Source organism: Mycobacterium lehmannii, assembly GCF_001499925.1.
In the GTDB taxonomy this organism is placed as follows: domain Bacteria; phylum Actinomycetota; class Actinomycetes; order Mycobacteriales; family Mycobacteriaceae; genus Mycobacterium; species Mycobacterium lehmannii.
The window spans coordinates 12,822-39,115 of the sequence record NZ_LQIR01000011.1 but is presented as its reverse complement, the minus strand read 5'-3'; the positions used below and the strand labels follow the sequence as shown (position 1 = coordinate 39,115).

The window sequence follows — 26,294 nt, the reverse complement described above, 5'->3', positions numbered from 1 at the left end:
GCTTTCGCCTAATCGTCAGGTTTTCGAACCGAAGTCGGGGCTGGTGTTTCTGGAGCGACTGTCCAGCCGCCGCTCGTCGGGCAGACAACCCGCGATGGCATCATGTCCGCCATGCCCGAACTGAGCCGCCGTTCGCTTCTGCGCCTCGGGGTCGGTGCGGCCGCCGGAGTGGCGGCGCTGCGGATGGCGCCCGCGGCCCCTGCCGCGCCCGCCGCCCCCACCTACGTCGAGGGGTCCTTCGTCTCGGCGGCCCGCGGCGGGCGGAAGACCAACTGGGCGATCGCCCGGCCGCCAGGCCAGACCGCGCCGCTGCGTCCGGTCATCGCGCTGCACGGTAAGGGGCAGGACGCAGCGGGTGTGATGGCCGGCGGTGTGGAACAGGGCTTGGCCGAGGCGGTCGCCGCGGGCCTGCCGCCCTTCGCGGTCGTCGCCGTCGACGGCGGTGGAAGCTACTGGCACAAGCGAGCCTCCGGTGAAGACTCCGGGACGATGGTGCTCGACGAGCTGATCCCCATGCTGGACTCACAAGGTTTGGACACCTCGCGAGTCGGCTTCCTGGGCTGGTCGATGGGCGGCTACGGGGCGCTGCTGCTCGGAGCGCGGCTCGGCCCCGCTCGCACCGCCGCGATCTGCGCCGTCAGCCCCGCGCTGTGGACGTCCCCCGGGGCCGCCGCGCCCGGTGCGTTCGACAGCGCGGAAGACTATGCCGCCAACAGTGTTTGGGGCCTGCCCACGTTGGCGTCGATTCCGATCCGGATCGACTGCGGGACCGGCGATCCGTTCTACTCGGCGACCAAGGAGTTCATCGCGCAGCTGCCGAATCCGCCCGCGGGCGGCTTCTCGCCGGGTGGGCACGATGCCGGGTTCTGGAGCGCGCAGCTGCCCGCCGAGCTGTCCTGGATGGCCCCGTTGCTGACGGCCTAGACGCTGATGCGCCCCTCGGCCGCGGCGAGGGCGATGTCCCTGCGAAAGTGGCTGCCCGGCAGCCGAATCGACTCGATTACCTGATAGGCGGCCTCACGCGCTGCCGACAGATCCGCGCCGGTACCCACGATGGAGAGCACGCGGCCTCCCGAGGACACGACGGCACCGTCCTCGCGGCGACTCGTGCCCGCGTGCAGCACGCCCTCGACCTCGGCACCGGTGATCACGTCGCCGACACGCGGGCGAGACGGGTAGTTCTCCGCGGCCAACACCACGGTCACGGCGGCGCCGTCGCGCCACTGCAGCGGCGGCTCGTCGGCGAGCCTGCCCGTTGCGGCCGCGTACAGTAGCTGACCGAGCGGCGTCTGAAGCAGGGCCAGCACCGGCTGGGTCTCGGGATCGCCGAAGCGACAATTGAATTCGATCACCGCCGGGCCTCGTGAGGTGATCGACAGCCCGGCGTAGAGCAACCCCGAGAACGAACTGCCGCGCTTGACCAGTTCGGTGGCAACGGGTTTCACAATGTCGTCGACGATGTGGGTGACCATGTTCTCGGGCAGCCACGGCAGCGGCGCGTAGGCCCCCATACCGCCGGTGTTGGGGCCGGTGTCGTCGTCGCCGACCCGTTTGAAGTCCTGGGCGGGCAGCATAGGCACCACGGTCTCGCCGTCGACGACGCAGAACAGCGACACCTCCGGCCCGTCGAGGTACGACTCGAGCAGCACCGGGTGTCCCGCGTCGAGCAGGCCCGCGGCATGAGCCCTGGCGGCCGCGCGATCGGCGGTGACCACCACACCCTTGCCCGCGGCCAGACCGTCGTCTTTGACCACCCATGCCGCCTCGCCGCTGTCGGGGCCGAAGCGGTCGAGCGCCGCGTCGAGGTGAGCGGGGTTGTCGACGACCTCGCTTCTGGCGGTGCGCACACCGGCGGCCGTCATCAGCTCCTTGCCGAACGCCTTCGAACCCTCGATGCGGGCCGCGTCCTTGCTCGGCCCGAAGCAGGCGATCCCGGCGCTGCGCACCGCATCGGCGACGCCGAGCACCAGCGGTACTTCCGGCCCGATGACGACGAGGTCGACCTCCAGCCGCTGCGCCAGCCTGGCGACGGCCTCGCCTGAGGTGATGTCGACGTCGTACTGGTCGGCGATCGCGGCGGTACCCGCATTGCCCGGCGCGATCGACAAATCTTCGACCCGCGGGTCACGCCGCAGCGCCAGCAGCAACGCATGTTCACGGGCACCGGATCCGATTACCAGGACTCGCACAACTGCTCACCCTAACCGCAGTCTCGATCTCGGTTCGGTCGACGACGCCAGTTAGGCCATACACTTGACTAACCAGTGTATGGTCGAGTGTATGACGCAGGCCACATGCCCGTTCGGACCGGGATATGACTTCACCGACCCCGAGGTGCTGCTGCGCGGTATCCCCGTCGCCGAGTTCGCTCAGCTGCGCAAGACGGCACCGGTGTGGTGGAACGAGCAGCCCGAGTCGATCTTCGACGACGGCGGCTACTGGGTGATCAGCCGCCACGAGGACATCAAGGCGATCTCGCGCAACGGCGAGCTGTGGTCGACCAACCGCAAGGGGGCGGTGATGCGCCTTCCCGAAGGCGTCACCTCGGATCAGCTCGAGCTCACCAAGGCGCTGCTGATCAACCACGACGCGCCCGAACACACGAGGTTGCGCAAACTCGTGTCGCGGTTGTTCACCCCGCGAGCAATCACCACGCTCGAGGAGCGGTTGGCGACCGCCGCACGCGAAATCGTCGCCGAGGCAAAGCAAAAGGGCAGTGGCAATTTCGTCGACGACATCGCGATGCGCCTGCCGCTGCTGGCCATCGCCGACCTGATCGGTGTGCCCGAGGCCGATCGCGAGAAGTTGTTTGGATGGACCAACGCGATCATGAACACCGACGACCCCGACTTCGACTCCGATCCGACCGCCGCCAATGCGGAGCTGATGGGGTACGCCTACGCGATGGCCGAGGAGCGCCGTCGGTGTCCGGCCGACGACATCGTGACCCGGCTGATCGAGGCCGACCTCGACGGCGAATCATTGGACGACGTCGAGTTCGCGTTCTTCGTGATCCTCCTGGCCGTAGCCGGCAACGAGACCACCCGAAATGCGATGACCCACGGCATGAACGCGTTCTTCGAGAATCCCGAGCAGTGGGAGCTGTTCAAGCGCGACAGGCCCGCGACCGCGGCCGACGAGATCGTGCGATGGGCCACCCCCGTGCACTGCTTCCAGCGGACCGCGCTGGCCGACACCGAACTGGCCGGCGTCACGATCCGCGAGGGCCAGCGGGTGGGCCTGTTCTACAGCTCGGCCAACTTCGACGAGGAGGTCTTCGACCAGCCGTTCCGGTTCGACATCTCGCGCGACCCCAATCCGCACCTCGGTTTCGGGGGCAACGGCGCCCACTACTGCATCGGCGCAAACCTGGCCCGCATGGAGATCAAGCTGATCTTCAACGAGATCGCCGATCAGATCCCCGGCATCGCCAAAGCCGGTGAGCCTCAGCGCCTTCGGTCGGGCTGGATCAACGGCGTCAAGGACCTGCAGGTCTCTTACACCGGCTGACCGGGAGAGCTGAGTAGGATTTTTGCCGTGCGCACTCACGGTTGGTCCGGCTCGGCGCCGTCGACGGATGAGGAGGCGGTGGCCCGAATCCTCGACGCCGCGGGCAAGGCGATCGACGCGCGCGGTGCCGAGTTCTCGATCAGCGACGTCGCGCGCACACTCGGGGTGACGCGGCAGACGGTGTACCGGTACTTTCCCAGCACCGACGCGCTGCTTCAGGCCTCAGCACAGCGCGCGGCCACCGGCTTTCTAGACCGGCTCGCCGACCACCTGCAGGGGTTGACCGACCCGCAGGAGGCGGTCGCCGAGGGCATCGCCACCGCACTCGAGTGGCTGCCCCAGGACAAACACATGGGACTGTTGCTGATGCCCGCGCGGGCCAGCGAGTTCAGCCAGACGGTCACCTCGGACGTGGCATTGGAGTTCGCCAATTCGATGCTGCGCCGCTTCGACGTCGACTGGGCCGCGCAGGGGTTCGACGACCACGACCTCGACGAACTGGCCGAACACCTGCTGCGGATCATCCAGTCGTTCATCATCGACCCGGGACGTCCCCCGCGCCGCGGCCCCGAGCTGCGGAGCTACCTGCGACGCTGGGTCGGCGCGTCCGTGGCCGTTCCGACCGCGGCCCGCTAGGCGCCGCAATTGGTGCTCGGCCAGCCGTCTGGCGGGCCGTAAACTCACGATCGTGAGTGTCGTCGATGCCTTCCTCTCGACGTGGGCGCGGGCGCGCGCGTCGTTCGGTGAGGGCATCCCGCAGGACGGCGGCGGGCTGGACCACAGCGCCCGCCTGGAGTCCCTGCGGGACGAGGTGGAGTCGGCGACACCGGGTTCGGATTGGACGGGCGCGGGCGCCGAGGGCTATCGAGACCGGAACGCCAGGCAGGCAAGGGCTCTGGGGGCATTGGCCGACCTGGATCGCCGCCTCGCAGCCGAGGTGGACAGGTCGGCCGCGGTCGTCGCGGCCGGCAGGCGTGAGCTCGACGCGGTCCGTCAGTGGGTGCTGGACGCGGCGGCGACGACGCCCGAAACCCCGGCCGGCCAACAGATGCTGTGGCCGGTCATCAGCAAGGGCGCAGGCGAGGTCGCCGAGATCATCCAACGCTCACACAGCGACCTCGCTGCCATTGCGGCCAGGATGCGCACGCTCGGTGCGGAGTACGAGGAACTCGGTAGATCCGCGCGCTGAACAGACGGGTGCGCCCCGCTGATCGCGAGGCTCAGAGCACGGTCAACGGCAATGACTTGCGTTCTTCGAACTCCCATGTCGAACCGCCGCTGACCCTGACAATCGACACCTCGGAGAATTCCTTGGCTTCGCTGTCGGTCTCGACGACCCGCGCGGTCCATTCCTGGGCGGTGCCGGTGACCTCGACATCGAGATGCTTGTCGATCGCCGTGACGGCGGCCTGCAACGGACGCACCTCGTCGGGCGTCACCAGCGACACCCAGGCGCCGTCCTCGTGCGCCGCCGAACGCCGCACGTGCACCACATCCGGACCGAACTCGGCGTCCACATAGGCCGCCGGGTTGAGCATCGGATGCAACTGCAGTGTGCGCACGGCGCCTTCGATGCCGCCGGGCAGTCTCAGCGCGCGGTGGATGCGTTCGGCGGCGATGCCGGCGATGCCGATCAGCTGTTTGGTGCAGATCTCGGTCGCCAGTTCGGTGTTGGTGCCCGCGCGCTTGCCCACCGCGATCACGAACGACAAGTTCAGCAGGTGCATCTGCAGGGTCACCTCGTCGGCAATGCGCACCAGCGCCGAGTGTGAGAATGCCCCGAAGTCGAAGTCCGACACCAGCGGTCCCGAGTAGTCCGACTGGCCCTCGTCGTCACGGTTGATCGGTTCGAATTCGGTTCTGGCGGCGCGGGTTCGGCGCATCACGTCCAACACCGGGTGATCGTCCACCTCGGGATAGGACTCGTCGATCACGACCGTCCACGCACAGTGCGGATGCCGGTCGGCCGGCGTGCGCGGAGGCCGGTGGATCGGACGGATCTGCGCGCGACGATTGGTGGCGGCCGCGGTCGCGTCGAACGTCGGGTCCTCGATGTCGTGGCACATCCCGCGCACGTAGTCCTCGCCCATCGGCTCCACGTCGAGCAGCGCGCCGCAGTGGTCGAGGTGGAACTCGCCGTGCCACCGGTCGTGCACGGTGTAGCGGAAATCCATGAACTGCGGTGGGGCGCCGATGTCGAGCTGCATGCCTTTGAAGATCGTGACGACGTCGTCGCCCTCGAAATCCAGTGCACGCTGCATGCGTTTGGCGTAGATCGGGCTGGCGCCCATCCACTCCTCGATCGCGACCTGCAGCATCTCCTCCCGGCCGAAATTTGCGATGGTCCAGGCCATTCCGGACCGGTCGATCAACTGACCGATCAGCAGCAGCTCGGGCAGCAGGACCGCGAGTTCTTCCCGCGACAGCGACGCATACCTACTCGTCATGGACCGTCCCACCGGAATGCATCTTCACCGCGGCGTTGACATTGGCCTTCTTGTCTTCCGCCGGACGCTTCTTGCGGTTCTTGATCACCTTGCTGACCGCGCCGTCGAGCTTGGACCCGAGCGGGAAACCGAGGTAGTGGGTCAGAAAGACGGCCATCTCCTTGAGTTCGTCCTCGGTCATCTCACCGTTGGCCAGCGCTGCGTTGGCCTGGATTTCGGCGAGATCGGAGTTGCCGACGGCGGTCACGGCGGTCAGCGTCATGATCCGCTTGTCGCGCATCGACAGCCCGGGTCGCGTCCAGATGGTGCCGAAGAGGTGGTCGACGGTGAGATCGAAATACGGATCCCCCTCGATGTTGGGCATCTCCCAGCCGTAGACCTCGTTCATCTTCTCGAGGCCCTTGCGACGCAACTCGTCCATCGTCACTCCTTCGTGTGCGGCACGCCGAGCCCGGCGGCCAGGTTCTGCAGCGCGATCTCGGCCAGCGGGAGTTCGGTCCCGGTGGCCTCGCCCAGCGCGAGCGCCAGGCTGAGGTCTTTCTCTGCGAGTCCACGCGTGTGCGTGAACATGTCGTACAGCCAGTGGTCCGGTGTGAGGTCACTCATGTCGTCGCGCACGATGATCGCGCCCGGCCCACCGCTCTGCGCGTCGCTGTGCCGCACTACCCGACCGAGCTTCTGCAGGTCCAGCCCCGCCGATTCGGCGAGCCGCATCGCCTCGCACGACGCCGCGAAACCGATGAAGGTCAACATATTTCGCGCTAGCTTCATTCGGGTTCCCGCCCCGGGCTCACCGGCCCGGACCACCAACGACGCCCACTTTTTGAACACGGGCTTGACCTTGGCGAACGCCTCATCGTCGGCGCCGACCATCACGGCCAGCTCACCCTTGTCTGCCGCTCCGGCGCCACCGCTGACCGGTGCGTCGACGATGTGAATCCCCTTGTCGCGCAACCGCTCGGCGAGCTCACCGGCCGTGTCGGGCTCGATCGTCGAGTGGATCGCGATCACGGTGCCCGGCGCGGCGTGTTCGCCGAGTTGTCCCACCACGTCGCGCACCTGGGCGTCGTTGAGCACGGTGACGCTGATGATGTCGGCTTTCGCGACGTCGGCGACGCTATCGGCGAGATTGGCCCCCAGTTCGACCAGCGGGGTCATCGCCTCGGCGCGCACATCGAACACGACCAGCCCGCCGGGCCAGTCGACCAGGCGCTTGGCCATCGGCGCCCCCTGGTTGCCCAGGCCGATGTATCCCAGCTTGACGTCGTCGCTCACCTGATGATCTGCCCGCCGTCGACGTTGAAGATCTGACCGGTGATCCACCTGGCCTGATCCGACAGCAGGAAAAGGCACATGCCGACCAGGTCCTCCGGTTGCCCCATGCGCGACAACGGAATTCCCTTGACGATGTCGGCGACCATCTCCTGCGGCGTAGTGGTGCGGTTGGCCTCGGTGTCGATGGGGCCCGGTGCGATCGCGTTGACCCGAATGTTCTGCCCGCCGAGTTCGGTCGCCAACTGCTGGGTCAGCCCGTTGACCCCGACCTTGGCCAGACCGTAAAAATTCGAGTACAGCCACGCCGCCGTCGAGGACTGGTTGACGATCGCGCCGCCGCCGCGTTTGGCCATCTTCTTGTACACCGCCCGGGTGCAGATCAGCGCGCCGTCCATGTTCACGCTCATGAACTTCTTGTAGTAGTCCCAGTCCACGGTGATCAGGAAGTCCAACTTCATGCCGCCGAAGATGGCGGCGTTGTTCACCAGGTAGTCGATGCCGCCGAACTCCGAAAGCGTCTGCGCGGCCATCTCCTTCGCCGATTCCGGGTCGGAGACGTCGACGCGGACCGCGAGCGCGTTGCCGCCCTCGCCCTTGATCCCGTCGGCCACCTTCTGGGCGCCCTCGGTGTTGATGTCGGCAACCACCACTGCGGCGCCCTCGCGCGCCAGCGCCTCGGCATACGCTTGGCCGATACCGCCGCCGGCGCCGGTGACGATCGCCACCTTGTCCTTGAACTGGTCCTCGTAGAGCCCCATCGTGTTCCTTCCTCGTTGCCGAATGTGGGGTTGTGTCACGCCTCGCGACGTTTTGCGTGCGGGTAACCCACGTTCGGCGTGATCGTCACACCGCCGTAGCGATCGCCTTGATTTCCAGGTATTCCTCGAAGCCCGCCAGTCCCATCTCGCGACCGAGCCCGGACTGCTTGTATCCGCCGAACGGCATATCCGCCGAATACCAGACGCCGCCGTTGATGTTGACCGTGCCGACCCGCATCCGTGCCGCGACCCGGTTCGCGCGTTCTTCGTCGGCCGAGAACACCGTGCCTGAAAGGCCGTAGGCCGAATCGTTGGCGATGCGGACCGCGTCGTCGTCGCCGTCGTGGGCGATGACCGTCAGCACCGGTCCGAAGATCTCCTCGCGCGAGACCTTGGCATTGTTGTCCAGTCCGGCGATGACGGTGGGCTCGATGAAGAAGCCGGTATCGCGATCGGCGGGGCGGCCACCGCCGACGGCGAACTTGCCGCCCTCGTCGATCGCCGAGTCAAGGTAGCCCTGAACCCGGTCGCGCTGGCGCGCGGAAATGAGTGGGCCGCAGATCGTTCCGGCGTCCTGAGGGTCGCCCGGCTTGAGTCCGCCCATCGTCGCCGCCGCGGCTTCGACCGCCTCGTCGTAGCGAGCCCGCGGTACCACCAGTCGGGTGGTGATGGCGCATCCCTGTCCGGCGTGCATCGACGCGGTGAATGCCGACATCGAGCAGGCGGCGGCCAGGTCGGCGTCGTCGAGCACGAGGAATGCCGACTTGCCACCCAGCTCCAGGAACACCTTCTTGATCGTGGCGGCGCCGTCGGCCATCACGCTGCGGCCGGTCGCCGTCGACCCGGTGAACGAAACCATGTCCACCCGTGGGTCTTTGGACAGCAGCGCACCGACCCCGTGGTCGCTGGAGGTGACGATGTTGACGACGCCCGGCGGGATGTCGGTGTGCTCGGCGATCAACTCCCCGACCGCGGCAGCACACCACGGGGTGTCCGGGGCCGGCTTGAGCACGATGGTGTTGCCGGCGGCCAACGCCGGGCCGATCTTGGCCAGGTTGATCTGGTGCGGGAAGTTCCACGGCGTGATGGCGCCGACGACGCCGACGGCCTCGCGGGCGAGGCGGCGCCGGGTCTTGATGCCCATCGGCGACGCGACCCCGAGATCGGTGTTCCACTCGTAGGACTCGGCGGTGTCGGCGCAGAAGCTCAGGTCGTCGACCGGCCCCTCGAGCTGAGCCGCCGACGTCAACATCCGGGGCGCGCCCACCTCGCCGATCGTGATCTCGCGCAGTTCCTCGATGTGCTCCTTCAGGACGGCCTGCAACTGGCGAAGGCAACGCACCCGCAAGTCGGTGTCGGTCGACCAGTCGGTCTCGTCGAAGGCGCGCCTGGCCGCCTCGATGGCACGACCCATGTCGTCGGCGGTGGCGTCGGCCGCGACACCGAGCACTTCCTCGGTCGCGGGGTTGACTGTTTCGAACGACCCCCCGCTACCCGCGACGAGCTTGCCGTCGATGAGCAGCTGACTTTCCCGATTCGCCAGCACAGCCATGCCATCTCCGTTCACCAATGCTGGACAAGTGTCCGAATTGTTGGACTGGACGATAGTCCCCTCGCAGTGCGGCTGGCAAGCATAGCGTTTACTAGCTGCATACTTGCGGAGCCGAGCCCGCGTCCGATAACTTGGACAGGTGTCCAGCGAGCCCGTGATAGCGGTCGCAGGCCCGGCGCCTGTCAGCACCGGCGAGACACCGCGGAACCGCCGCCAGGAGGAGACGTTCCGCAAGGTGCTCACCGCCGGCGTCGAGATGCTGCGCGAATCCTCCTACGCCGACCTGACGGTGCGCGCCGTCGCCGCCAGGGCCAAAGTCGCCCCGGCCACCGCCTACACCTACTTCTCGTCGAAGAACCACCTGATCGCCGAGGTGTACCTGGACCTGATGCGTCAGGTGCCGTACTTCACCGACGTCAACGACAGCCGGGTCACCCGCGTCGAGAAGACTCTGCGCGCGATGGCGCTGATGGTCGCCGACGAACCCGAGGTCGCGGCGGCGTGCACCACCGCGCTGCTCAGCGGAAGCGACTCCGCGGTGCGCGCGGTACGCGACCGCATCGGTGCCGAGATCCACCGCCGCATCCGCTCGGCCATGGGCCCGGACGCCGACCCGCGCGCATTGGCCGCCCTGGAGATGACGTTCTTCGGCGCGCTGGTCAACGCGGGTAGCGGCGTCTTCACCTACCACCAGATCGCCGACCGGCTCAGCTACGTCGTCGGCCTCATCTTGGGAGACGAGCAGTGACCATCAGCGAAATCGTGCTTGACCCATACGACTACGACTTCCACGAGGATCCGTATCCGTACTACAAGCGGCTGCGGGACGAGGCACCGCTGTATCGCAACGACGAACTCGGTTTCTGGGCACTGTCGCGGCACCAGGATGTCCTGCAGGGTTTCCGCAACAGCACCACGTTGTCGAACAAGTTCGGCGTATCGCTGGATCCCGCGTCGCGCGGACCGCACGCCTCCAAGACCATGTCCTTCCTGGCGATGGACGACCCCGACCACTTGCGACTGCGCACACTGGTGTCGAAAGGTTTCACGCCTCGGCGCATCCGCGAGTTGGAGCCGCGCGTCACCGAGATCGCCGTGCAGCATCTCGATGTCATGTTGGACAAGGCACGCTCGAACGAGACCGTCGACTACGTCAACGAATTCGCGGGCAAGCTGCCGATGGACGTCATCTCGGAGCTTATGGGTGTGCCCGAGCCCGATCGAGTCCAGGTGCGCGCGTGGGCCGACGGTGTCATGCACCGCGACGAGGGCGTCAGCGACGTACCGCCCTCGGCCGTGGAGGCGTCGATCAACCTGATCGTCTACTACCAGAACATGGTGGCCGAGCGCCGCAAGAAGCCGACCGACGACCTGACCACCGCGCTCCTTGAGGCCGAGATCGACGGCGACCGGCTCACCGACGACGAGATCATCGGCTTCATGTTCCTGATGGTGATCGCCGGTAATGAGACCACCACGAAACTGCTTGCCAATGCGGCATTCTGGGGCCACAGGAACCCCGACCAGCTGACCCCGGTCTACGCCGACCTGCAGCGGATTCCGCTCTGGGTCGAGGAATCGCTGCGATACGACACCTCGAGCCAGATCCTCGCGCGCACGGTCTCGGGCGAGCTGACGTTGTACGACACCACCATCCCCGACGGTGATGTCCTGCTGTTGCTGCCCGGGTCCGCTCACCGCGACGAGCGGGTCTTCGAGGACCCAGACCGTTTCCTCATCGGCCGCGAAATAGGGTCCAAGCTAATGAGTTTCGGCAGCGGTGCCCACTTCTGCCTTGGTGCGCACCTGGCGCGGATGGAGGCCAAGGTCGCGCTGACCGAGTTGTTCAAGCGAATCCGCGGCTACGAGGTGGACGAGGCCAACGCCGTCCGCGTCCACTCGAGCAATGTCCGCGGATTCGCTCACCTTCCCATCACTGTGGAGACTGTCTGATGCCCCGGTTCGACCCCCTGCCCGAACGACGGCCCGTCATCGTCGCCGGCGCCTCATCCGGAATCGGCGAAGCGACGGCGATCGAGATGGCCGCGCGCGGCTTTCCGGTCGCGCTCGGCGCCCGGCGCGTCGAGAAACTCGAAGACATCGTCGGCAAGATCAACGCCGACGGCGGTGAAGCCGTCGGGTTCCATCTCGACGTCACCGACCCCAACTCGGTGAAAACGTTTGTCGCCCAATCGGTGGAGGCACTCGGCGAGATCGAGGTATTGGTGGCCGGTGCTGGTGACACCTACTTCGGCAAGCTGGCCGAGATCAGCACCGACGAGTTCGAGTCGCAGCTGCAGATCCACCTCGTCGGGGCCAACCGGCTGGCGTCGGCGGTGCTCCCGGGCATGCTCGCGCGCCAGCGCGGCGACCTGATCTTCGTGGGATCCGATGTGGCGCTGCGTCAGCGGCCGCACATGGGCGCCTACGGGGCGGCGAAGGCGGCGCTTCTGGCCATGGTCAACAATTTCCAGATGGAACTGGAGGGCACCGGTGTGCGCGCCTCGATCGTGCACCCCGGCCCGACGAAGACCAGCATGGGCTGGAGTCTGCCCGCCGAGAAGATCGGCCCGGCACTCGAGGATTGGGCGAAGTGGGGCCAGGCCCGGCACGACTACTTCCTGCGGGCGGCCGACCTGGCCAGGGCCATCACCTTCGTTGCGGAGACACCTCGCGGCGGGTTCATCGCCAACATGGAACTTCAGCCCGAGGCGCCGCTGGCCACCGCGCCGGCGGAACGCCAGCAACTCAAGTTGAACGAGGAGAACCTGAAGTCATGACGACGGCGATCGTGCCCCGGGTTTCCGGTGGTGAAGAAGAGCACGGACACCTCGAGGAGTTCCGCACCGACCCGATCGGCTTGATGCAACGGGTCCGCGACGAGTGCGGTGACGTCGGCTGGTTCCAGTTGGTGGACAAGCACGTCATCCTGCTGTCCGGCGCCGAGGCCAACGAGTTCTTCTTCCGTTCGGCCGACGAGGATCTCGACCAGGCCGAGGCCTATCCGTTCATGACGCCGATCTTCGGCAAGGGTGTGGTGTTCGACGCCAGCCCCGAGCGGCGCAAGGAGATGCTGCACAATTCGGCGCTGCGCGGTGAGCACATGAAGGGCCACGCGACCACCATCGAGGGCGAGGTCCGCAAGATGATCGCCGACTGGGGCGACGAAGGCGAGATCGAGCTGCTCGACTTCTTCGCCGAGCTGACGATCTACACCTCGACGGCCTGCCTGATCGGGCTGAAGTTCCGAAACGAACTCGACCACCGGTTCGCCGAGTACTACCACGATCTCGAGCGCGGCACCGACCCGCTCTGCTATGTCGACCCCTACCTGCCGATCGAGAGTTTCCAGCGCCGCGACGAGGCGCGCGTCAAACTCGTTGCGCTGGTTCAGGAGATCATGAACCACCGGTTGGCCAATCCGCCGACCGACAAGTCCGACCGTGACATGCTCGACGTGCTGGTGTCGATCAAGGACGAGGACGGCAACCCGCGGTTCTCGGCCGACGAGGTCACCGGCATGTTCATCTCGCTGATGTTCGCCGGGCACCACACCAGTTCCGGAACCTCGGCGTGGACCCTGATCGAGCTGATCCGCCACCCAGAGATCTACGCCAAGGTTCAGGCCGAGCTCGACGAACTCTACGCCGACGGTCAGGAAGTCAGCTTCCATGCGCTGCGCCAGATTCCGTTGCTGGACAACGTCGTCAAGGAGACGCTGCGGCTGCACCCGCCGCTGATCATCTTGATGCGGGTGGCCCAGGGTGAGTTCGAGGTAGCCGGCTTCCCCATTCACAAGGGCGACTTCGTGGCTGCCTCGCCGGCGATCAGCAACCGGATTCCCGAGGACTTCCCGGATCCGGACGGTTTCAATCCGGACCGCTACAACAAGCCTGAACAGGCCGACATCGTGAACCGCTGGACGTGGATCCCGTTCGGCGCGGGCAGGCACCGTTGCGTCGGCGCGGCGTTCGCCCAGATGCAGATCAAGGCGATCTTCTCGGTCCTGTTGCGCGAGTACGAGTTCGAGATGGCGCAACCGGCTGACAGCTACCGCAACGACCACTCGAAGATGGTGGTGCAGCTACAACGACCCGCGAAGGCCCGCTACCGCAGGCGTGTCAAGTAGGGGATCGAATGGGCTGCTACAGAGTAGAAGTAGACCTGGACCTGTGCCAGGGGCACGCGATGTGCGAGCTCGAGGCGCCGGACTACTTCACCGTCCCCAAACGCGGCAAGGTCGAGATCCTCGACGCCGAACCGCCCGACGACGCCCGCGACGAGATACAGAACGCGGTCGATATGTGCCCGACCCACGCACTGGCCATCAAAGAAACAGGAGAATGACAATGCCGTCACTGCCCCGCGAAGCGCTCGACAACTGGGTCGAGCAGTGGCTGGAGGCCAACCGAGACGCCGAACGCAACGGCGACTGGAAACCGTTGGCCGAGTTCTACACCGATGATGCGACCTACGGCTGGAACATCGGCCCCAAGGAAGACGTGATGTGTGTCGGCGTGGATCAGATACGCGAAATCGCCTTGGGTTTGGAGATGGAGGGCCTGGAGAACTGGGTTTACGAGTACCAGAAGGTGCTCGTAGACGACAAGCAGGGCGAGATCGTCGGCTTCTGGAAGCAGGTCGCGAACAAGTCCGACGGCACTACCGACGAGATCTACGGTATCGGGGGCAGCTGGTTTCGGCTCAATGCCGACCTGAAGATCGAATGGCAGCGCGACTTCTTCGATTTCGGCCACGTCGCCAAGGGGTACGCGAAACTGATCGAGTCCGGCGACCTGTCGCCCGGAATGCAGAAGCGCATCGAGCGCTCCCTGGCCGGCGAGAAGTTGCCCGGTTACTACCCCCTCGGCCAGGCCCCGGTACCGATCTGGTGACCCGGCCAAGCAGTTGATTGGGGGTGGGCGTGACCTACCTAACTACTGCCTCTAGTCTGAGGTCACCGGTACTAGCGGAAGGCACGTTCGAATGAAGACAAAAGGTGCTCTCATCTGGGAGTTCAACCAGCCGTGGTCGATCGAGGAGATCGAAATCGGGGACCCCGTCAAGGACGAGGTCAAGGTGCAGATGGAAGCGTCGGGGATGTGCCACTCCGACCATCACCTGGTGACCGGCGGCATCCCGATGGCCGGTTTCCCGGTACTCGGTGGCCACGAGGGCGCGGGCATCGTCACCGAGGTCGGTCCGGGCGTCGAAGACCTCAAGCCCGGCGATCACGTCGTGATGTCGTTCATCCCGTCCTGCGGCAACTGTCCGTCGTGTCAGGCCGGTATGCGCAACCTCTGCGACCTTGGCGCCGGCCTGCTCGGGGGCACCGCGGTCTCCGACGGCACCCACCGCATCCACGCCAAGGGACAACCCGTCTTCCCGATGACCCTGCTGGGCACGTTCTCGCCCTACATGGTCGTACACAAGAGTTCGGTGGTGAAGATCGACGAGTCGATCCCGTTCGAGGTTGCGTGCCTGGTCGGTTGCGGCATCACCACCGGGTACGGCTCGGCCGTCCGCAGCGGTGACATCCGGCCCGGTGAGGACGTCGCGATCGTCGGCGTCGGCGGCGTCGGCATGGGCGCCCTGCAGGGCGCAGTCACCGCGGGCGCACGTCGCATCTTCGCGATCGACCCGGTGGAGTGGAAGCGTGACCAGGCGCTCAAATTCGGTGCCACACATGCCTATCCGGACTGGGAGTCCGCGATGGCCGGTATCGGCGAGGTCACCTGGGGACTGATGGCCCACAAGGTGATCATCACCGTGGGCGAGCTGCACGGCAAGGACGTCGAGAACTACCTCAGCCTGACCGCCAAGGGTGGCACCTGCGTGGTCACCGCCATCGGCAGCCTGCTCGACACCGAGGTGAACCTCAACCTGGCGATGCTGACCCTGCTGCAGAAGAACCTGCAGGGCACCATCTTCGGTGGGGGCAACCCGCACTACGACATTCCGCAGCTGCTGTCGATGTACAAGGCAGGCAAGCTGAACCTCGACGACATGGTCACCCGGCAGTACAAGCTGGAACAGATCAACGACGGTTACTCCGACATGCTCGAGGGCAGGAACATCCGCGGCGTCATTCGCTATACCGACGACGACCGGTAGAGCTCATGGCTCAGGAAACCGTCGAGAAGACACCGGCTTTGGCGGCCTCCCACAATTCGTGGAGATGCGTGCACTCCCACGACAAAGAGGGCTGGTTGGCCCTCATGGCCGACGATGTCGTCATCGAGGATCCGATCGGGCCGTCTTTCACCAACCCCGACGGCACGGGAATTCGCGGGAAGGAGGCGGTGTCCGGCTTCTACGATGCCAACATCGCCTCCAACGATCTGCGGATCACCTGCGAGGAGACATTTCCGTCCAGTTCCCCGCACGAGGTGGCTCATATCCTGGTGCTGCGCAGCAAGTTCGACAACGGAATGACCAGCACGGTGCGCGGAGTGTTCACCTACAAGGTCAACGACGCCGGTCTGCTCACCAACCTTCGTGGCTACTGGAACATGGACATGATGCAGTTCGGTCAGGCGGCCAGCCAGTCAACGGATGCCAAGTAGCCCGTCACTGTCCGAGCGTGGCGCGGTCGTCGTCGGCGGATCGCGCGGCGTGGGGCTGGCGGTGGCTGAACTGCTCGCTGCCGATGGTGCCGGGGTGGTCGTCAACGGCCGTGACCGGGAGGCCGTAGCCCAAGCGACGCAACGGATTCCGGGCGCGCACGGAGTCCCCGGCTCGCCCGCCGATCCGGAGATCGCCGACCTCCTGATCGAGACGTGCGTTCAGGAGTTCGGTCGCATCGACATCCTGATCAACTGTGCGGGCACAGCCGAGCCCGTCGGATCGTCGATTCTCACGATCACGTCGGGCCAGTTCCGCGAGCTGATCGACGCACATCTCAATACGGCCTTCGAGACTTGCCGAGCCGCCGCGCCCAGGATGGTGGCCCAGGGTGGAGGCGCGATCGTGAACACGAGTTCGTTCGCGTTTCTCGGCGACTACGGCGGTACGGGGTATCCGGCGGGCAAGGGCGGCGTCAACGGGCTGACCCTGGCGATCGCCGCCGAACTCAAGGAGCACGGCGTGCGCGCGAACGTCGTCTGTCCCGGCGCCAGGACGCGGCTTTCGACCGGAGCGGATTACGAGGCGCACATCGCCGACCTGAACCGTCGCCGCCTGTTGGACGACGTGAGCATGCAGGGTGCCCTCGACGCCGCGCCGCCGGCGTACGTCGCCCCGACCTACGCTTATCTGGCGAGTGACCTGGCCAAGGACGTGACGGGGCAGATCTTCATCGCCGCCGGCGGGTTCGTCGGGCGCTTCGACAGGCCGACGCCGACGATTCTGGCCTACCGCGACCACCACGACACTCCGCCATGGTCCGTTGCCGAGCTTCACGACCACATTCAGCGGAATACCCGACACAGCTGACCGCTCAACGACAGCCTTGGTCCCGTGAGTTCGCTCGAAAATTACACCCTTCGACCTGTGCGAGTTTCGAGCGAATATTGGGCAGACATCACTCGTCCGTCGAGTAGCAAACGTCATTCCTGATCGGGTCGACGTTCGCCTTTACGGCCAGCGCGCTACGGCGTGCAGAAGAACGGCGTGCAGTCGATGGTCACGGGGATTACACATCCCGATGTCAGCGTGACAATCAACGTCAAGATCAGAAAAAGGAAAAGTTTGGCGTTGCGATGTGACATGGCAGTACCCCCTTTGCTCAAGCGACGATCACGATGCGATTACTGTAAGCCGCAAACGGCAGAAATGAATTGAATTCAGGGAGAAAGTGTCGAATCCCTTTTACGCGGAATGCTGCGATCGTGCGCCTATTGAATGGTAAGCGACACAAGCAAAGCGCGCGAAATTAACTGCAATCTATTTCTGATCTTGAACATGGAATTCAGTTCGGCTTTTGCGATGTTGCTAGAAATGCATCCACGCGCCGAACGCGGCCGTCAATTATTGCGAGGACGCCTGCGGTCCGTTTTCCGCTCCTCGTTTGCAGGCGCACCCCGGGAACGACTCGCCTCGCTTGCTCGATCACACTCCCGCACGTCGCAACGCTTACCGCACCGGCGGCCGGTCAGCCGACGCGCCCTCGACCGCGGCGAGTCGCTCACTATGCTCGACGCCATGGCGAGCGTGTTCACGAAGATCATCAACGGGGAGCTACCAGGCCGGTTCGTCTACGAGGACGACGACATCGTCGCCTTCCTGACGATCGCCCCGATCACCCAGGGCCACACGCTCGTTGTGCCGCGAGCCGAGATCGACAACTGGCAGGACGTCGAGCCCGCGGTCTTCGGCCGCGTCATGGAGGTGTCACAGCTGATCGGCAAGGCCGTGGTCAAGGCGTTCCCCGCCGAACGGGCCGGGGTGATCATCGCCGGGATGGAAGTGCCTCATCTGCATGTGCACGTCTTTCCCACCAACAATCTCGCCGATTTCGGGTTCGCCAACGCCGACCAGAACCCGTCGCAGGAATCCCTCGACGAGGCCCAGACCAAAATCAAGGCGGCACTGGCTCAGCTGACCTGAGCCGCCACGTCGACGATGCGTGGCAGGCTGACCCGAAACGTGCACCCCTGCCCCGGCGCGGTGGTGACATCGACCGTTCCGCCGTGGGCCAGAACCAACGAGTCGACGATCGACAGTCCCAGTCCGGTGCCGCCGCTTGCCCGGGTGCGCGACGAGTCCGCGCGATAAAACCGTTCGAACACCCGTCGCGCGTCGTCCTCCGTCATACCCGGCCCCTCGTCGCACACCTCCAGCACCGCGCGGTCGCCCGCGGTGCCCACCCGCACCGTCACCCCGGCGGTTTCTGGAGTGTGCTGAAGCGCGTTGCCCATCAGGTTGCCCAGCACCTGGCGCAGTCGGGCTTCGTCGCCAAGCACTTCCGGGGTGCCGGGCCCATCGAGCACCTCCAACCTGATCGCTCGCTTGGGGGCGATGGAGCGCCCGTCGTGGACCGCGTCGGTGGCCAGGGTCAGCAGATCGACGCGCCGGCGCTCGAGTGGGCGTTGCGCGTCGAGGCGGGCGAGAAGCAGAAGGTCCTCCACGAGCAAGCCCATCCGGCCGGACTCGCTCTCGATGCGGCTCATCAGCATCTCGACGTCGCGTACCGCGCCCTGCCGGTACAACTCGGCGAATCCACGGATGGTGGTCAGCGGCGTGCGGAGCTCATGGCTGGCGTCGGTGATGAACCGTCGCATCCGCTCCTCGGAACTGCGGGCCTGCTCGGCGGAGGCCTCGGAGGCCGCCATGGCGGTCTGGATCTGGGCGAGCATGCCGTTGAGCGCTGACGACAGTCGGCCCACCTCGGTGCGCGGATCACGCTGGGGGACACGGCGATCGAATTCGCCTGCCGCGATCGCCGCCGCGGTCTGCTCGACTTCGACCAGCGGACGCAGGCTGCGGTGCACCACCGCATAGCCGACCACCCCGAGCACCACCAGCACCGCCAGCCCGATCCCCACCTGCGCGTAAATCAACTCGCGCACTGTGGTCTGCACAGCGGAGAAGTCGACGGCGACAGTGACCACCCCGTCGGGGCTGCGGACCGTCATCGCGCGCCACTGCACATCGGAGCCGTGCAGCGAGCCGATGGTGACCGGCTCCGAACCCACGTCGTTGTCGGCGGGCAGCGCCGGTTCCGCATCTCGGTCGTTGACGGCGATCCAGATGTGGCCGTCGGCTCCGACGCCGCGGACATAGAAATTCGTCGGCGGCCGTGCGGGGTTGGGACTTTCCAGCGCATCGTCGGACCCCTGGCGCGGCGCCTGGGCCCACCCTCGCGAAGCGTCGAGCAGTTCTTGGTCGACGCGGTTGCTCAGCGTGTGGCGCAGGATCGTGGTGACCGCCACGCCGGATGCGAGCAGACCGCACGCCACCAGCAGCAGGGTGGCCGCCACCAACGCCACCCTCAGCGGCACACGTGCGGTCATCTACTCATTGTCGGCGCGCCTGCGGTTCCGCTCATCACGGTTGTCTGTTCTTCGCGCAAGCGCTCATCACCGTGGCTCGCGGAGCACGTACCCCACGCCGCGCAACGTGTGCAACAGGCGCTTTTCGCCCGTGTCGACTTTTCGCCGCAGATAGGACACGTAGGACTCGACGACGTTGACGTCACCGCCGAAGTCGTAGCGCCAGACGTGGTCGAGGATCTTGGGCTTGGACAGCACCGTCCCCGCGTTGATGATGAAGTACCGCAGCAGCGTGAACTCCGTCGGCGACAACGACACCGGCTCCCCCGCCTTCCACACCTCATGGGTGTCCTCGTCGAGTTCGATGTCGGAGAAGGACAACCGCGAGTTGCGAGGCTCCTCGACACCACGGCCGGAGCGGCGCAGGATCACCCGCAACCGGGCCACCACCTCTTCGAGGCTGAACGGTTTGGTCACGTAGTCGTCGCCGCCGAGGGTGAGACCGGCGATCTTGTCCTGGAGCGAATCGCGGGCGGTGAGGAACAGCGCCGGGGCGTCGATACCGTCGGCGCGCAGTCGTCGCAGCAGCCCGAAACCGTCCATCCCGGGCATCATCACGTCAAGGATGACGGCGTCCGGGCGTACCTCACGCGCCTTGTCCAGCGCGGCGGGTCCGTTGGAGGCGGTGTAGACCTCGAACCCCTGGAACTTCAGGCTGACGGACAGGAGTTCGACGATGTTGGCCTCGTCGTCGACGACGAGGACCTTGGCCTCCGGTGTGTTCTCGGGTAGTGCAGGCATGGCCACCTATTCACTGTCCGTCTGTCGCCGGTGATGTTCCTGCCAGCAGGCTGTGTACTTCCTGTGAGTCTTCATCTTGCGCCGTCCATAGACTGAGGTGATGAACTTCGGCAAAGCGCTGACCGATATCGCGACCGCACCGGCGCGAGCCGCCCTGGCCGTCGCCGACGCGGGCCTGGCCATGGCGACCGGGGCGGTGAGCATGGCGCAGCGCACGCTCGGCGACGCCGTCGAGGGTGGGCCCGGATCGGCGTCGTTCGCCACAATGCTCGGCCTGAACGACGCGGTCGAGCGGGCGAACCGACTGGCACGTCTGATGGACGACGACGCCCCGCTGGGCCGGGCGCTGGCACCCAACGGACCCCTGGACCGGCTGCTGCGACCGGGCGGACTGGTCGACCAGCTGACCACCGAGGGTGGCCTGCTGGATCGCGTGACCGCGGAGAACGGTGCGGTCGCCCGGGCGGTGGCTCCCGGCGGGCTGGTGGACCAGCTGATGGCCGAAGGCGGCCTGGTGGACCGCATGACCACCGACGACGGCGCACTGTCGCGGGTGATCGCCCCGGGCGGGCTGGCCGATCAGCTACTGGCCAACGATGGCCTCGTGGAGCGGGTGCTACGCGAGGACGGCGTGGCCGACCGCTTACTGGCCGAGGACGGCCTGTTGGACACGCTCACCGATCCCGACGGTCCCCTGCTCAAGCTGGCCGACGTCGCGGACACGCTGAACCGGTTGGCGCCCGGTCTAGAGGCGCTGGCGCCAACGATCGACGCCCTCCACGATGCCGTCGTGACGTTGAGCCAGGTCGTGAACCCGCTGAGCAATATCGCGGACCGGATCCCGTTGCCCGGTCGCCGGCCGCGCGCCCGTTCGACGTCGAGGACGGTGACCTCTCAACGCATCATCGACGTCGGGGAGTGAGCTCACGCGTCGGCTTCGACCGCCTCGATCGCCACTGACACGCTCTCCGGAGTCGGGGGCTGGTCTTCGGGCTGCCAACGCTGCAGCAGCAGCACGGTGGCACCCCGCAGCATCCGCACATAGTCGTCGACATCGGTTTGCTTGTAGGACTCGATGCGCGCGGCAAGCTCAGGAACCAGCGGCTTGATGGCGGTGGCGATGCTGAGCCCGAGGCCGCCTTCAGTGCTCGCGCTCTTGTCGAGCAGCGTGAGTAGCCGTTCGACCTCGGGCCGCTCGAGTGTGGGATACACGTGCGGGAAGTCGCTGAGCAGATCGTCCTTGACAGTCACGGGGAGCGGAGTTCCCCGAACGGGTGACCCGATAAACTCGGGCACCCGTCAATACGACTGGCCGTCGGCGTATCGCTGTCGCCGGTAGTGGCGGCCGCTACCGCGATTCCTTGCCTTATAAGTAGGCAGTTGACTGTCGCAGTTTGGACAAACCAGCCGCAGGTTTTCACGGCGGTTGTCGGTCGCGTCGCCATTTATGTGGTCGATTATCAGTGCGAGCGTTGAGCCATTCCACTCAGCCGTGATGCCACAGATTGCGCAACGGCTGGCCTGCTGTTCAAGCAGGTAGTCCCGAACAAAGTTGCCCTGGTAGGAAGTGCGGCCGCAGACGCCGGACTCAAGCCAAGCATTCAGAAGTACCCGCCGGCGATGTGACTGCTGACATGCACTGGAGCAGAAGACTTTCTGTTTACGGCCAACCAACTCGCGGCCGCACCCGAGACAGGCCTTCAACATAGAGCGACCCTAAGCAGGTCGGCCGACAAACGGAGCCGCGTGAGAGACTCGAACTCTCGACATTCGCCTTACAAGGGCGATGCTCTACCAACTGAGCTAACGCGGCCGACTCGGTGAGCCTCGGCCATTCTACGACGGCATAATCATGCGATCCGCGGGACGCCCGCGCCAGCGGTTAGTAGTGCACCCACTCCATGCCGATATACGTATCATTACAGACCTAAGCGCATCAGCTCGCAGCGGCGAGGAAAGATGCTTTGACCTGACTTCTCAACGTTTCCAACGCCTTTGCGAGCAGGCGCGACACATGCATCTGCGAACAGCCGATCTGCGCGGCGATCTGACTCTGCGTCATGTCCTCAAAGAAGCGCAGCGTCAGCACGTCGCGTTCGCGGCTCGGTAGGGCCGCGATCAACGGCCGCACGGTCTCGACGTCGAGTACCTTGTCGAAGCCGGCGTCGTCACCGCCGAAACTGTCCCCGATGGACGCCGAATCGTCATCGCGCATCGCCGGTATGTCGGTCGACAACGTCGAATAGTTCGACCCGGCGATCACCGCTTGCACCACCTGTTCGCGATCGACGCCGAGATCCTCGGCGATTTCGCTCGCGGTCGGTGCGCGCCCCAGGCCCTGCGCCAGCTTCGCGGTGGCCTTGTTCACCCGCATCTGGAGGTCTTTGACGGTGCGCGGGACCTTCACCGCCCACGCGTGGTCACGGAAGTGCCGACGGACCTCGCCCATCATCGTCGGTACGGCGAACGACAGGAATTCTGTTCCGTTGTCGACGTCGAATCGATTGAGCGCATTGACCAGCCCGACACGTGCTGCCTGCACAAGATCTTCGTGCGACTCACCGCGGTTGCGATAACGACGTGCGATGTGATCGGCCAGCGGTAGGCAACGCTCACAGATCAGATCGCGTTGCCGGTGGTAGGCACCCGACCCCTCATCCAGTGTTTTGAGGTGACGGAACATCTCCGTCACATCGGAATAATCGGAATTTGGTCCAGCCACGGGTACGTCCGTCCCTCGAAGAATTGCAATGCGGGCTCGCGGATCTGAACCTGATCGAGCACGTATACCCCCGTAGTGACCAGCCGAAACGCCCTGACAGCCCGGGGCGGGAGGCACAGTCGAGGGACGGTGGCTTTTAAGCTGCTGGTCATGGACGTTTGGACCCGGAACAACATCAAGATCGTTGGAAACCAGAGCGGTCCGACGCTGTTCCTAGCCCACGGTTTCGGGTGTGACCAGAACTTGTGGCGGCTCATCGTCGACCGGCTGCAGTCGGACTTTCGCATTGTGTTGATGGACCACGTCGGCTCCGGGGCTTCGGACCCCAAGGCGTGGGACGACACCAAGTACTCGTCGCTGGACGGCTACGCCGACGACGTCGTCGAGATTCTGCGCGACCTTGATCTGCGCGACGTGGTGTTCGTCGGCCACTCGGTGGCGGCGATCATCGGTGTCCTCGCGGTCATCACCGAGTCCGACCGGATCGCCAAACTCGTCATGGTCACTCCGTCGCCTCGCTACATCGACGACGACGGCTACCGCGGCGGGTTCTCGAGGGCTGACATCGACGAACTTCTGGAGTCCCTGGAACTGAATTACCTTGGCTGGTCGCATGCCATGGCTCCGGTGATCATGGGTAATTCCGACCGGCCGGAGTTCGCCGAGGAACTCGAGGCGTCGTTCTGCCGAACCGATCCCGACTGCGCGCGGGTATTCGCCCGCGCCACATTCCTGTCCGACAACCGCGCCGACCTGCCGCGGGTCTCGGTACCCACGCTGATCCTGGAGTGCTCCGAGGACGCGATCGCACCGGCATCCGTCGGAGCCTATGTGCACCAACATATTTCCGGCAGCCAGCTGGTCACGCTCGATGCGACCGGCCATTGCCCCCACGTCAGCGATCCGGACGCCACGGCCCAAGCGATCGCCGAGTTCGCCCTACCGGCATGACCGGGTTGGATCTCGACGATCACTGGGAGAACGCGCCCACCGGCAACGCGATCGCCCATCCCAACGGCCGCATCATTCGAGCCAACGCGACCCTGGCCAGCTGGCTCGGCTATGAGCGAAAACACCTGCACGGCAAGCTGATCACAGACCTGTTGACCGTCGGCGGGCGCTTGCACTACGACACCCATTTCCGGGCGATCCTGCGGATGAGCGGAAAACTCGATGGCGTGACGCTGGATTTCCTGACCGCCGACGGCACGCGGCTACCGATATTCCTCACCGCCAACATGGCCTACGACGCCGAAGGACATCCAGAGCTGTTGCGCGTCAGTGCGGTCGACGCCAAGGACCGACGATCGTACGAGCGGGAGCTGCTGGCGCAGCGTGAGCGCGCCGAGACCGAGCGCAGCCGGGTGCAGGCGTTCGCCGAAACCCTGCGCCGCTCACTGCTTCCGCCGCTTCTCGCACCGCCGCCGGGACTGGACGCCGCCGCGTACTACCACACCGCGTCGGACGACGACGTCGGCGGCGACTTCTATGACCTGTTCCCGCTGTCACGCTCCACGTGGGGTTTCTTCCTCGGTGACGTCGCAGGAAAGGGCGTCGACGCCGCGGTGGTCGCCGGCCTGGCACGGTACGTGCTTCGCTCGGCCGCGGTCGCCGACCACGATCCGGTAAAGGCGCTTCACGTACTCAATTCGGTGCTGATGCAGGACGTCGAGATCGGCGGCAATCGGCTGTGCACGGTGATCGACGGAAGCCTCACCATGCGCGGCGACGGTTTCGACGTGTCCCTGGCCAGCGGCGGTCATCCCCCGCCGCTGCTTCTCCGCGCCGACGGATCGGCCCATTACGCCGACACCGTCGGTGGCCATGCCGCCGGGATCACCGATGACGCGCGGTTCGTCGCTCACAGATTTCACTTGGTGCCCGGGGACACCTTGGTGCTCTACACCGACGGTCTGACCGAGGCGAGCACCGGAATCGGCCATCAGCGCTACGACGACGAGGGTGCCCTGCTCGCGTTCGTCGACGCCCGCGCACCCGCCACCGCCGACACCATCGTCAACGCGTTGAAGGACCTGCTCACCAGCTTCGGGCCCGGAGTCAAGGACGACGCCGCGGTGCTCGCGCTAGGGGTGCCGGCGAACGCCTAGTCAGGTCTCGTCGGCGACGTCGTGGCGGTCCTGATGTCCACCGGGGGCCTCCGGTTCGTCGTCGCGGTGGTCCAGGTCGTCCTGCAATGCACGTTGTTCCTCGGTCGCCTTGGTGGCGTCCATCGGAGTAGCGGGTGGGTCATTCGGCGTTGACATCCGACAGGGATCGACCGCCCGCCCCCGGACAAAACCCCGTGTGACCAGAAGTACATTGCTAGGACACAAACTATTTGGCCACGATGGAGTTGTGTCCACATCAACTCCGGCGCGGGTCGACCCGCTCGCGCTCGAGCAGCAAGTCTGCTTCGCGCTAGCGGTCACGAACCGAGCCGTGCTGGCGATATACCGGCCGCTGCTCGAACCGCTCGGCCTCACCCACCCCCAGTACCTCGTCATGCTGGCGCTGTGGGACCACTACAAGACCTCAGAGGCCGCAGAGCCGCCCACAAAACCGCTGTCGGTCAAGGACATCGCGAGCGCTTTGCAACTCGACTCGGCGACACTGTCCCCGATGCTCAAACGCCTCGAGTCGCTCGGCTTCATCACCAGGGCACGCAGCGCCGTCGACGAACGGGCCACGGACGTGCGGCTCACCAAGGAAGGTGTGCGGTTGCGACGCCGTGCGCTCCAGATACCGCCTGCCGTCGTCGAGCGCCTGGGTGTGGACCTCGACGAACTCGAAACGCTTCGCAACGTCTTGAACCGTGTGAACACCGCGGCCCTCGCCGCGGGCGCACTCGACAACTGACCACTCAAGGAGGATTCGTGCCTGCCGCCCGCCCCAACATCGTCCAATACATCACCTATTCGTATGGACGCCGGCTTCCGGACTCCATGCGCGAGTGGGTGGCGCGCGACCTGGCCGGTCCTGGCGCGCTGCGCCGCCACATGATCCGGATGGCGATTCCACCTCTGTTCGTGCTGGCCCCGTTCTGGTTGCTTCCGGCGTCGCTGTACGTACACCTGGAAATGACTGCGCCGATCTACATTTGGGCGATCCTCATGGCGCTCGCGCTCAACAAGATCTGGCGTCGGCACCGCCTCGCCCAGCACGGACTGGACCAGAACCTGGTCGACGAGATCAAGCGCAAGAAGGATGCGCGGATGCACGAGGACTACATCCGCCGCTTCGGCCCACGCCCCGAAGAGGCTCGCTGGCAGCAGAACAGCAGCCCCTTCTAGCCACGCG

General features: G+C 65.7%; 31 protein-coding genes and 1 tRNA gene. 19 read left to right on the top strand and 13 right to left on the bottom strand.

Annotation, left to right across the window (positions count from 1 at the left end):
* Nucleotides 1-99: 99 nt before the first annotated feature.
* The gene (locus tag AU192_RS07645) at nucleotides 100-924 is read left to right on the top strand and encodes an alpha/beta hydrolase (protein WP_207544915.1); all 825 of its coding nucleotides are present in this window, start codon (nucleotides 100-102) and stop codon (nucleotides 922-924) included.
* Here AU192_RS07645 and purD read toward each other — a convergent pair.
* Nucleotides 921-2,189, bottom strand: coding sequence for a phosphoribosylamine--glycine ligase (gene purD / locus AU192_RS07640; RefSeq protein ID WP_064395194.1), 1,269 nt, complete (start codon nucleotides 2,187-2,189; stop codon nucleotides 921-923). The genes AU192_RS07645 and purD overlap by 4 nt on opposite strands.
* A gap of 91 nt (nucleotides 2,190-2,280) precedes the next feature.
* Between purD and AU192_RS07635 the strand changes: the two genes are divergently transcribed.
* The 3 genes from AU192_RS07635 to AU192_RS07625 are packed head-to-tail and all read left to right on the top strand — an operon-like array spanning nucleotide 2,281 to nucleotide 4,699.
* Nucleotides 2,281-3,510, top strand: coding sequence for a cytochrome P450 (locus AU192_RS07635; RefSeq protein WP_064395236.1), 1,230 nt, complete (start codon nucleotides 2,281-2,283; stop codon nucleotides 3,508-3,510).
* 27 nt (nucleotides 3,511-3,537) lie between these two features.
* A complete protein-coding gene (locus AU192_RS07630; RefSeq protein ID WP_064395193.1) occupies nucleotides 3,538-4,146 on the top strand; it encodes a TetR/AcrR family transcriptional regulator in 609 nt (202 codons plus the stop codon).
* A 52-nt stretch (nucleotides 4,147-4,198) separates the two neighbouring features.
* Nucleotides 4,199-4,699 (top strand): EspA/EspE family type VII secretion system effector, encoded by a 501-nt coding sequence (locus tag AU192_RS07625; protein ID WP_064395192.1) that lies wholly within the window; start codon nucleotides 4,199-4,201, stop codon nucleotides 4,697-4,699.
* A 31-nt stretch (nucleotides 4,700-4,730) separates the two neighbouring features.
* Here AU192_RS07625 and AU192_RS07620 read toward each other — a convergent pair whose 3' ends face one another.
* From AU192_RS07620 to AU192_RS07600, 5 genes are all read right to left on the bottom strand, one after another.
* A complete protein-coding gene (locus AU192_RS07620; protein WP_064395191.1) occupies nucleotides 4,731-5,957 on the bottom strand; it encodes a hypothetical protein in 1,227 nt (408 codons plus the stop codon).
* Nucleotides 5,947-6,378, bottom strand: coding sequence for a carboxymuconolactone decarboxylase family protein (locus AU192_RS07615; protein ID WP_064395190.1), 432 nt, complete (start codon nucleotides 6,376-6,378; stop codon nucleotides 5,947-5,949). The genes AU192_RS07620 and AU192_RS07615 overlap by 11 nt, the downstream gene beginning before the upstream one ends.
* 2 nt (nucleotides 6,379-6,380) lie before the next feature.
* Nucleotides 6,381-7,232, bottom strand: a complete 852-nt coding sequence (locus tag AU192_RS07610) for an NAD(P)-dependent oxidoreductase (protein ID WP_082694941.1) — start codon at nucleotides 7,230-7,232, stop codon at nucleotides 6,381-6,383.
* Entirely contained in the window at nucleotides 7,229-7,990 is a 762-nt protein-coding gene (locus tag AU192_RS07605; protein ID WP_064395189.1) for an SDR family oxidoreductase, read from the bottom strand. The genes AU192_RS07610 and AU192_RS07605 overlap by 4 nt, the downstream gene beginning before the upstream one ends.
* An 85-nt stretch (nucleotides 7,991-8,075) precedes the next feature.
* Nucleotides 8,076-9,542, bottom strand: a complete 1,467-nt coding sequence (locus tag AU192_RS07600; RefSeq protein WP_064395188.1) for an aldehyde dehydrogenase — start codon at nucleotides 9,540-9,542, stop codon at nucleotides 8,076-8,078.
* A gap of 154 nt (nucleotides 9,543-9,696) precedes the next feature.
* Between AU192_RS07600 and AU192_RS07595 the strand changes: the two genes are divergently transcribed.
* From AU192_RS07595 to AU192_RS07550, 10 genes are all read left to right on the top strand, one after another.
* Complete coding sequence (locus AU192_RS07595; RefSeq protein ID WP_423202677.1) at nucleotides 9,697-10,290, top strand: TetR/AcrR family transcriptional regulator; 594 nt, start codon at nucleotides 9,697-9,699, stop codon at nucleotides 10,288-10,290.
* Nucleotides 10,287-11,495, top strand: a complete 1,209-nt coding sequence (locus AU192_RS07590; protein WP_064395186.1) for a cytochrome P450 — start codon at nucleotides 10,287-10,289, stop codon at nucleotides 11,493-11,495. The genes AU192_RS07595 and AU192_RS07590 overlap by 4 nt, the downstream gene beginning before the upstream one ends.
* Complete coding sequence (locus tag AU192_RS07585) at nucleotides 11,495-12,322, top strand: SDR family oxidoreductase (RefSeq protein WP_064395185.1); 828 nt, start codon at nucleotides 11,495-11,497, stop codon at nucleotides 12,320-12,322. Before AU192_RS07590 ends, AU192_RS07585 begins: the two co-directional genes overlap by 1 nt.
* Nucleotides 12,319-13,671, top strand: a complete 1,353-nt coding sequence (locus tag AU192_RS07580; protein ID WP_064395184.1) for a cytochrome P450 — start codon at nucleotides 12,319-12,321, stop codon at nucleotides 13,669-13,671. Before AU192_RS07585 ends, AU192_RS07580 begins: the two co-directional genes overlap by 4 nt.
* A gap of 8 nt (nucleotides 13,672-13,679) precedes the next feature.
* Complete coding sequence (locus AU192_RS07575; RefSeq protein WP_064395183.1) at nucleotides 13,680-13,889, top strand: ferredoxin; 210 nt, start codon at nucleotides 13,680-13,682, stop codon at nucleotides 13,887-13,889.
* A 2-nt stretch (nucleotides 13,890-13,891) separates the two neighbouring features.
* Entirely contained in the window at nucleotides 13,892-14,437 is a 546-nt protein-coding gene (locus AU192_RS07570) for a nuclear transport factor 2-like protein (protein WP_064395182.1), read from the top strand.
* 91 nt (nucleotides 14,438-14,528) lie between these two features.
* Nucleotides 14,529-15,656 (top strand): NDMA-dependent alcohol dehydrogenase, encoded by a 1,128-nt coding sequence (locus AU192_RS07565; RefSeq protein ID WP_064395181.1) that lies wholly within the window; start codon nucleotides 14,529-14,531, stop codon nucleotides 15,654-15,656.
* 5 nt (nucleotides 15,657-15,661) lie between these two features.
* The gene (locus AU192_RS07560) at nucleotides 15,662-16,108 is read left to right on the top strand and encodes a nuclear transport factor 2 family protein (protein WP_064395180.1); all 447 of its coding nucleotides are present in this window, start codon (nucleotides 15,662-15,664) and stop codon (nucleotides 16,106-16,108) included.
* On the top strand, nucleotides 16,098-16,976 hold the full coding sequence (locus tag AU192_RS07555) for an SDR family NAD(P)-dependent oxidoreductase (protein ID WP_064395179.1): 879 nt from the start codon (nucleotides 16,098-16,100) through the stop codon (nucleotides 16,974-16,976). Before AU192_RS07560 ends, AU192_RS07555 begins: the two co-directional genes overlap by 11 nt.
* A 708-nt stretch (nucleotides 16,977-17,684) precedes the next feature.
* Nucleotides 17,685-18,089, top strand: coding sequence for an HIT family protein (locus AU192_RS07550; RefSeq protein WP_064395234.1), 405 nt, complete (start codon nucleotides 17,685-17,687; stop codon nucleotides 18,087-18,089).
* On the opposite strand, the gene AU192_RS07545 is transcribed toward AU192_RS07550, so the two are convergent.
* Nucleotides 18,077-19,495, bottom strand: a complete 1,419-nt coding sequence (locus AU192_RS07545; RefSeq protein ID WP_064395178.1) for a sensor histidine kinase — start codon at nucleotides 19,493-19,495, stop codon at nucleotides 18,077-18,079. The two genes, AU192_RS07550 and AU192_RS07545, sit on opposite strands and share 13 nt — an antisense overlap.
* Nucleotides 19,496-19,561: 66 nt before the next feature.
* The gene (locus AU192_RS07540) at nucleotides 19,562-20,275 is read right to left on the bottom strand and encodes a response regulator transcription factor (RefSeq protein ID WP_174522706.1); all 714 of its coding nucleotides are present in this window, start codon (nucleotides 20,273-20,275) and stop codon (nucleotides 19,562-19,564) included.
* Between the two features lie 100 nt (nucleotides 20,276-20,375).
* Between AU192_RS07540 and AU192_RS07535 the strand changes: the two genes are divergently transcribed.
* On the top strand, nucleotides 20,376-21,197 hold the full coding sequence (locus AU192_RS07535) for a hypothetical protein (protein WP_064395176.1): 822 nt from the start codon (nucleotides 20,376-20,378) through the stop codon (nucleotides 21,195-21,197).
* A 2-nt stretch (nucleotides 21,198-21,199) separates the two neighbouring features.
* On the opposite strand, the gene AU192_RS07530 is transcribed toward AU192_RS07535, so the two are convergent.
* The 4 genes from AU192_RS07530 to AU192_RS07520 all read right to left on the bottom strand — a co-directional run bounded on the left by AU192_RS07530 (nucleotide 21,200) and on the right by AU192_RS07520 (nucleotide 22,997).
* On the bottom strand, nucleotides 21,200-21,526 hold the full coding sequence (locus AU192_RS07530) for a hypothetical protein (protein ID WP_064395175.1): 327 nt from the start codon (nucleotides 21,524-21,526) through the stop codon (nucleotides 21,200-21,202).
* A 48-nt stretch (nucleotides 21,527-21,574) separates the two neighbouring features.
* Nucleotides 21,575-21,982, bottom strand: a complete 408-nt coding sequence (locus AU192_RS25020; protein WP_082694940.1) for an HNH endonuclease — start codon at nucleotides 21,980-21,982, stop codon at nucleotides 21,575-21,577.
* Between the two features lie 33 nt (nucleotides 21,983-22,015).
* Nucleotides 22,016-22,088: transfer RNA gene (locus AU192_RS07525), tRNA-Thr, on the bottom strand.
* A 123-nt stretch (nucleotides 22,089-22,211) separates the two neighbouring features.
* On the bottom strand, nucleotides 22,212-22,997 hold the full coding sequence (locus tag AU192_RS07520; RefSeq protein WP_082693676.1) for a SigB/SigF/SigG family RNA polymerase sigma factor: 786 nt from the start codon (nucleotides 22,995-22,997) through the stop codon (nucleotides 22,212-22,214).
* Nucleotides 22,998-23,147: 150 nt separating this feature from the next.
* Between AU192_RS07520 and AU192_RS07510 the strand changes: the two genes are divergently transcribed.
* Both AU192_RS07510 and AU192_RS07505 read left to right on the top strand, forming a co-directional pair.
* Nucleotides 23,148-23,948, top strand: coding sequence for an alpha/beta fold hydrolase (locus tag AU192_RS07510; protein WP_064395173.1), 801 nt, complete (start codon nucleotides 23,148-23,150; stop codon nucleotides 23,946-23,948).
* Nucleotides 23,945-25,105, top strand: a complete 1,161-nt coding sequence (locus tag AU192_RS07505) for a SpoIIE family protein phosphatase (protein WP_064395172.1) — start codon at nucleotides 23,945-23,947, stop codon at nucleotides 25,103-25,105. Before AU192_RS07510 ends, AU192_RS07505 begins: the two co-directional genes overlap by 4 nt.
* On the opposite strand, the gene AU192_RS26110 is transcribed toward AU192_RS07505, so the two are convergent.
* Nucleotides 25,106-25,228, bottom strand: coding sequence for a hypothetical protein (locus AU192_RS26110; protein ID WP_278183955.1), 123 nt, complete (start codon nucleotides 25,226-25,228; stop codon nucleotides 25,106-25,108). It lies immediately after the preceding gene.
* Nucleotides 25,229-25,352: 124 nt separating this feature from the next.
* Here AU192_RS26110 and AU192_RS07500 point away from each other — a divergent pair, with 124 nt between their 5' ends.
* Together AU192_RS07500 and AU192_RS07495 are read left to right on the top strand one after the other, a co-directional pair.
* Entirely contained in the window at nucleotides 25,353-25,853 is a 501-nt protein-coding gene (locus AU192_RS07500) for a MarR family winged helix-turn-helix transcriptional regulator (protein ID WP_064395171.1), read from the top strand.
* Nucleotides 25,854-25,870: 17 nt separating this feature from the next.
* Nucleotides 25,871-26,287 (top strand): DUF5313 domain-containing protein, encoded by a 417-nt coding sequence (locus AU192_RS07495; RefSeq protein ID WP_064395170.1) that lies wholly within the window; start codon nucleotides 25,871-25,873, stop codon nucleotides 26,285-26,287.
* Nucleotides 26,288-26,294 lie beyond the last annotated feature (7 nt).

Excerpts from the sequence above, each read along its gene's own strand:
- AU192_RS07635 (WP_064395236.1), top strand. The coding sequence starts at position 2,281 with ATGACGCAGGCCACATGCCCGTTCGGACCGGGATATGACTTCACCGAC.
- AU192_RS07620 (WP_064395191.1), bottom strand. The coding sequence starts at position 5,957 with ATGACGAGTAGGTATGCGTCGCTGTCGCGGGAAGAACTCGCGGTCCTG.
- AU192_RS07615 (WP_064395190.1), bottom strand. The coding sequence starts at position 6,378 with ATGGACGAGTTGCGTCGCAAGGGCCTCGAGAAGATGAACGAGGTCTAC.
- AU192_RS07605 (WP_064395189.1), bottom strand. The coding sequence starts at position 7,990 with ATGGGGCTCTACGAGGACCAGTTCAAGGACAAGGTGGCGATCGTCACC.
- AU192_RS07600 (WP_064395188.1), bottom strand. The coding sequence starts at position 9,542 with ATGGCTGTGCTGGCGAATCGGGAAAGTCAGCTGCTCATCGACGGCAAG.
- AU192_RS07585 (WP_064395185.1), top strand. The coding sequence starts at position 11,495 with ATGCCCCGGTTCGACCCCCTGCCCGAACGACGGCCCGTCATCGTCGCC.
- AU192_RS07580 (WP_064395184.1), top strand. The coding sequence starts at position 12,319 with ATGACGACGGCGATCGTGCCCCGGGTTTCCGGTGGTGAAGAAGAGCAC.
- AU192_RS07575 (WP_064395183.1), top strand. The coding sequence starts at position 13,680 with ATGGGCTGCTACAGAGTAGAAGTAGACCTGGACCTGTGCCAGGGGCAC.
- AU192_RS07570 (WP_064395182.1), top strand. The coding sequence starts at position 13,892 with ATGCCGTCACTGCCCCGCGAAGCGCTCGACAACTGGGTCGAGCAGTGG.
- AU192_RS07565 (WP_064395181.1), top strand. The coding sequence starts at position 14,529 with ATGAAGACAAAAGGTGCTCTCATCTGGGAGTTCAACCAGCCGTGGTCG.
- AU192_RS07560 (WP_064395180.1), top strand. The coding sequence starts at position 15,662 with ATGGCTCAGGAAACCGTCGAGAAGACACCGGCTTTGGCGGCCTCCCAC.
- AU192_RS07555 (WP_064395179.1), top strand. The coding sequence starts at position 16,098 with ATGCCAAGTAGCCCGTCACTGTCCGAGCGTGGCGCGGTCGTCGTCGGC.
- AU192_RS07550 (WP_064395234.1), top strand. The coding sequence starts at position 17,685 with ATGGCGAGCGTGTTCACGAAGATCATCAACGGGGAGCTACCAGGCCGG.
- AU192_RS07545 (WP_064395178.1), bottom strand. The coding sequence starts at position 19,495 with ATGACCGCACGTGTGCCGCTGAGGGTGGCGTTGGTGGCGGCCACCCTG.
- AU192_RS07540 (WP_174522706.1), bottom strand. The coding sequence starts at position 20,275 with ATGCCTGCACTACCCGAGAACACACCGGAGGCCAAGGTCCTCGTCGTC.
- AU192_RS07535 (WP_064395176.1), top strand. The coding sequence starts at position 20,376 with ATGAACTTCGGCAAAGCGCTGACCGATATCGCGACCGCACCGGCGCGA.
- AU192_RS25020 (WP_082694940.1), bottom strand. The coding sequence starts at position 21,982 with ATGTTGAAGGCCTGTCTCGGGTGCGGCCGCGAGTTGGTTGGCCGTAAA.
- AU192_RS07510 (WP_064395173.1), top strand. The coding sequence starts at position 23,148 with ATGGACGTTTGGACCCGGAACAACATCAAGATCGTTGGAAACCAGAGC.
- AU192_RS07505 (WP_064395172.1), top strand. The coding sequence starts at position 23,945 with ATGACCGGGTTGGATCTCGACGATCACTGGGAGAACGCGCCCACCGGC.
- AU192_RS26110 (WP_278183955.1), bottom strand. The coding sequence starts at position 25,228 with ATGGACGCCACCAAGGCGACCGAGGAACAACGTGCATTGCAGGACGAC.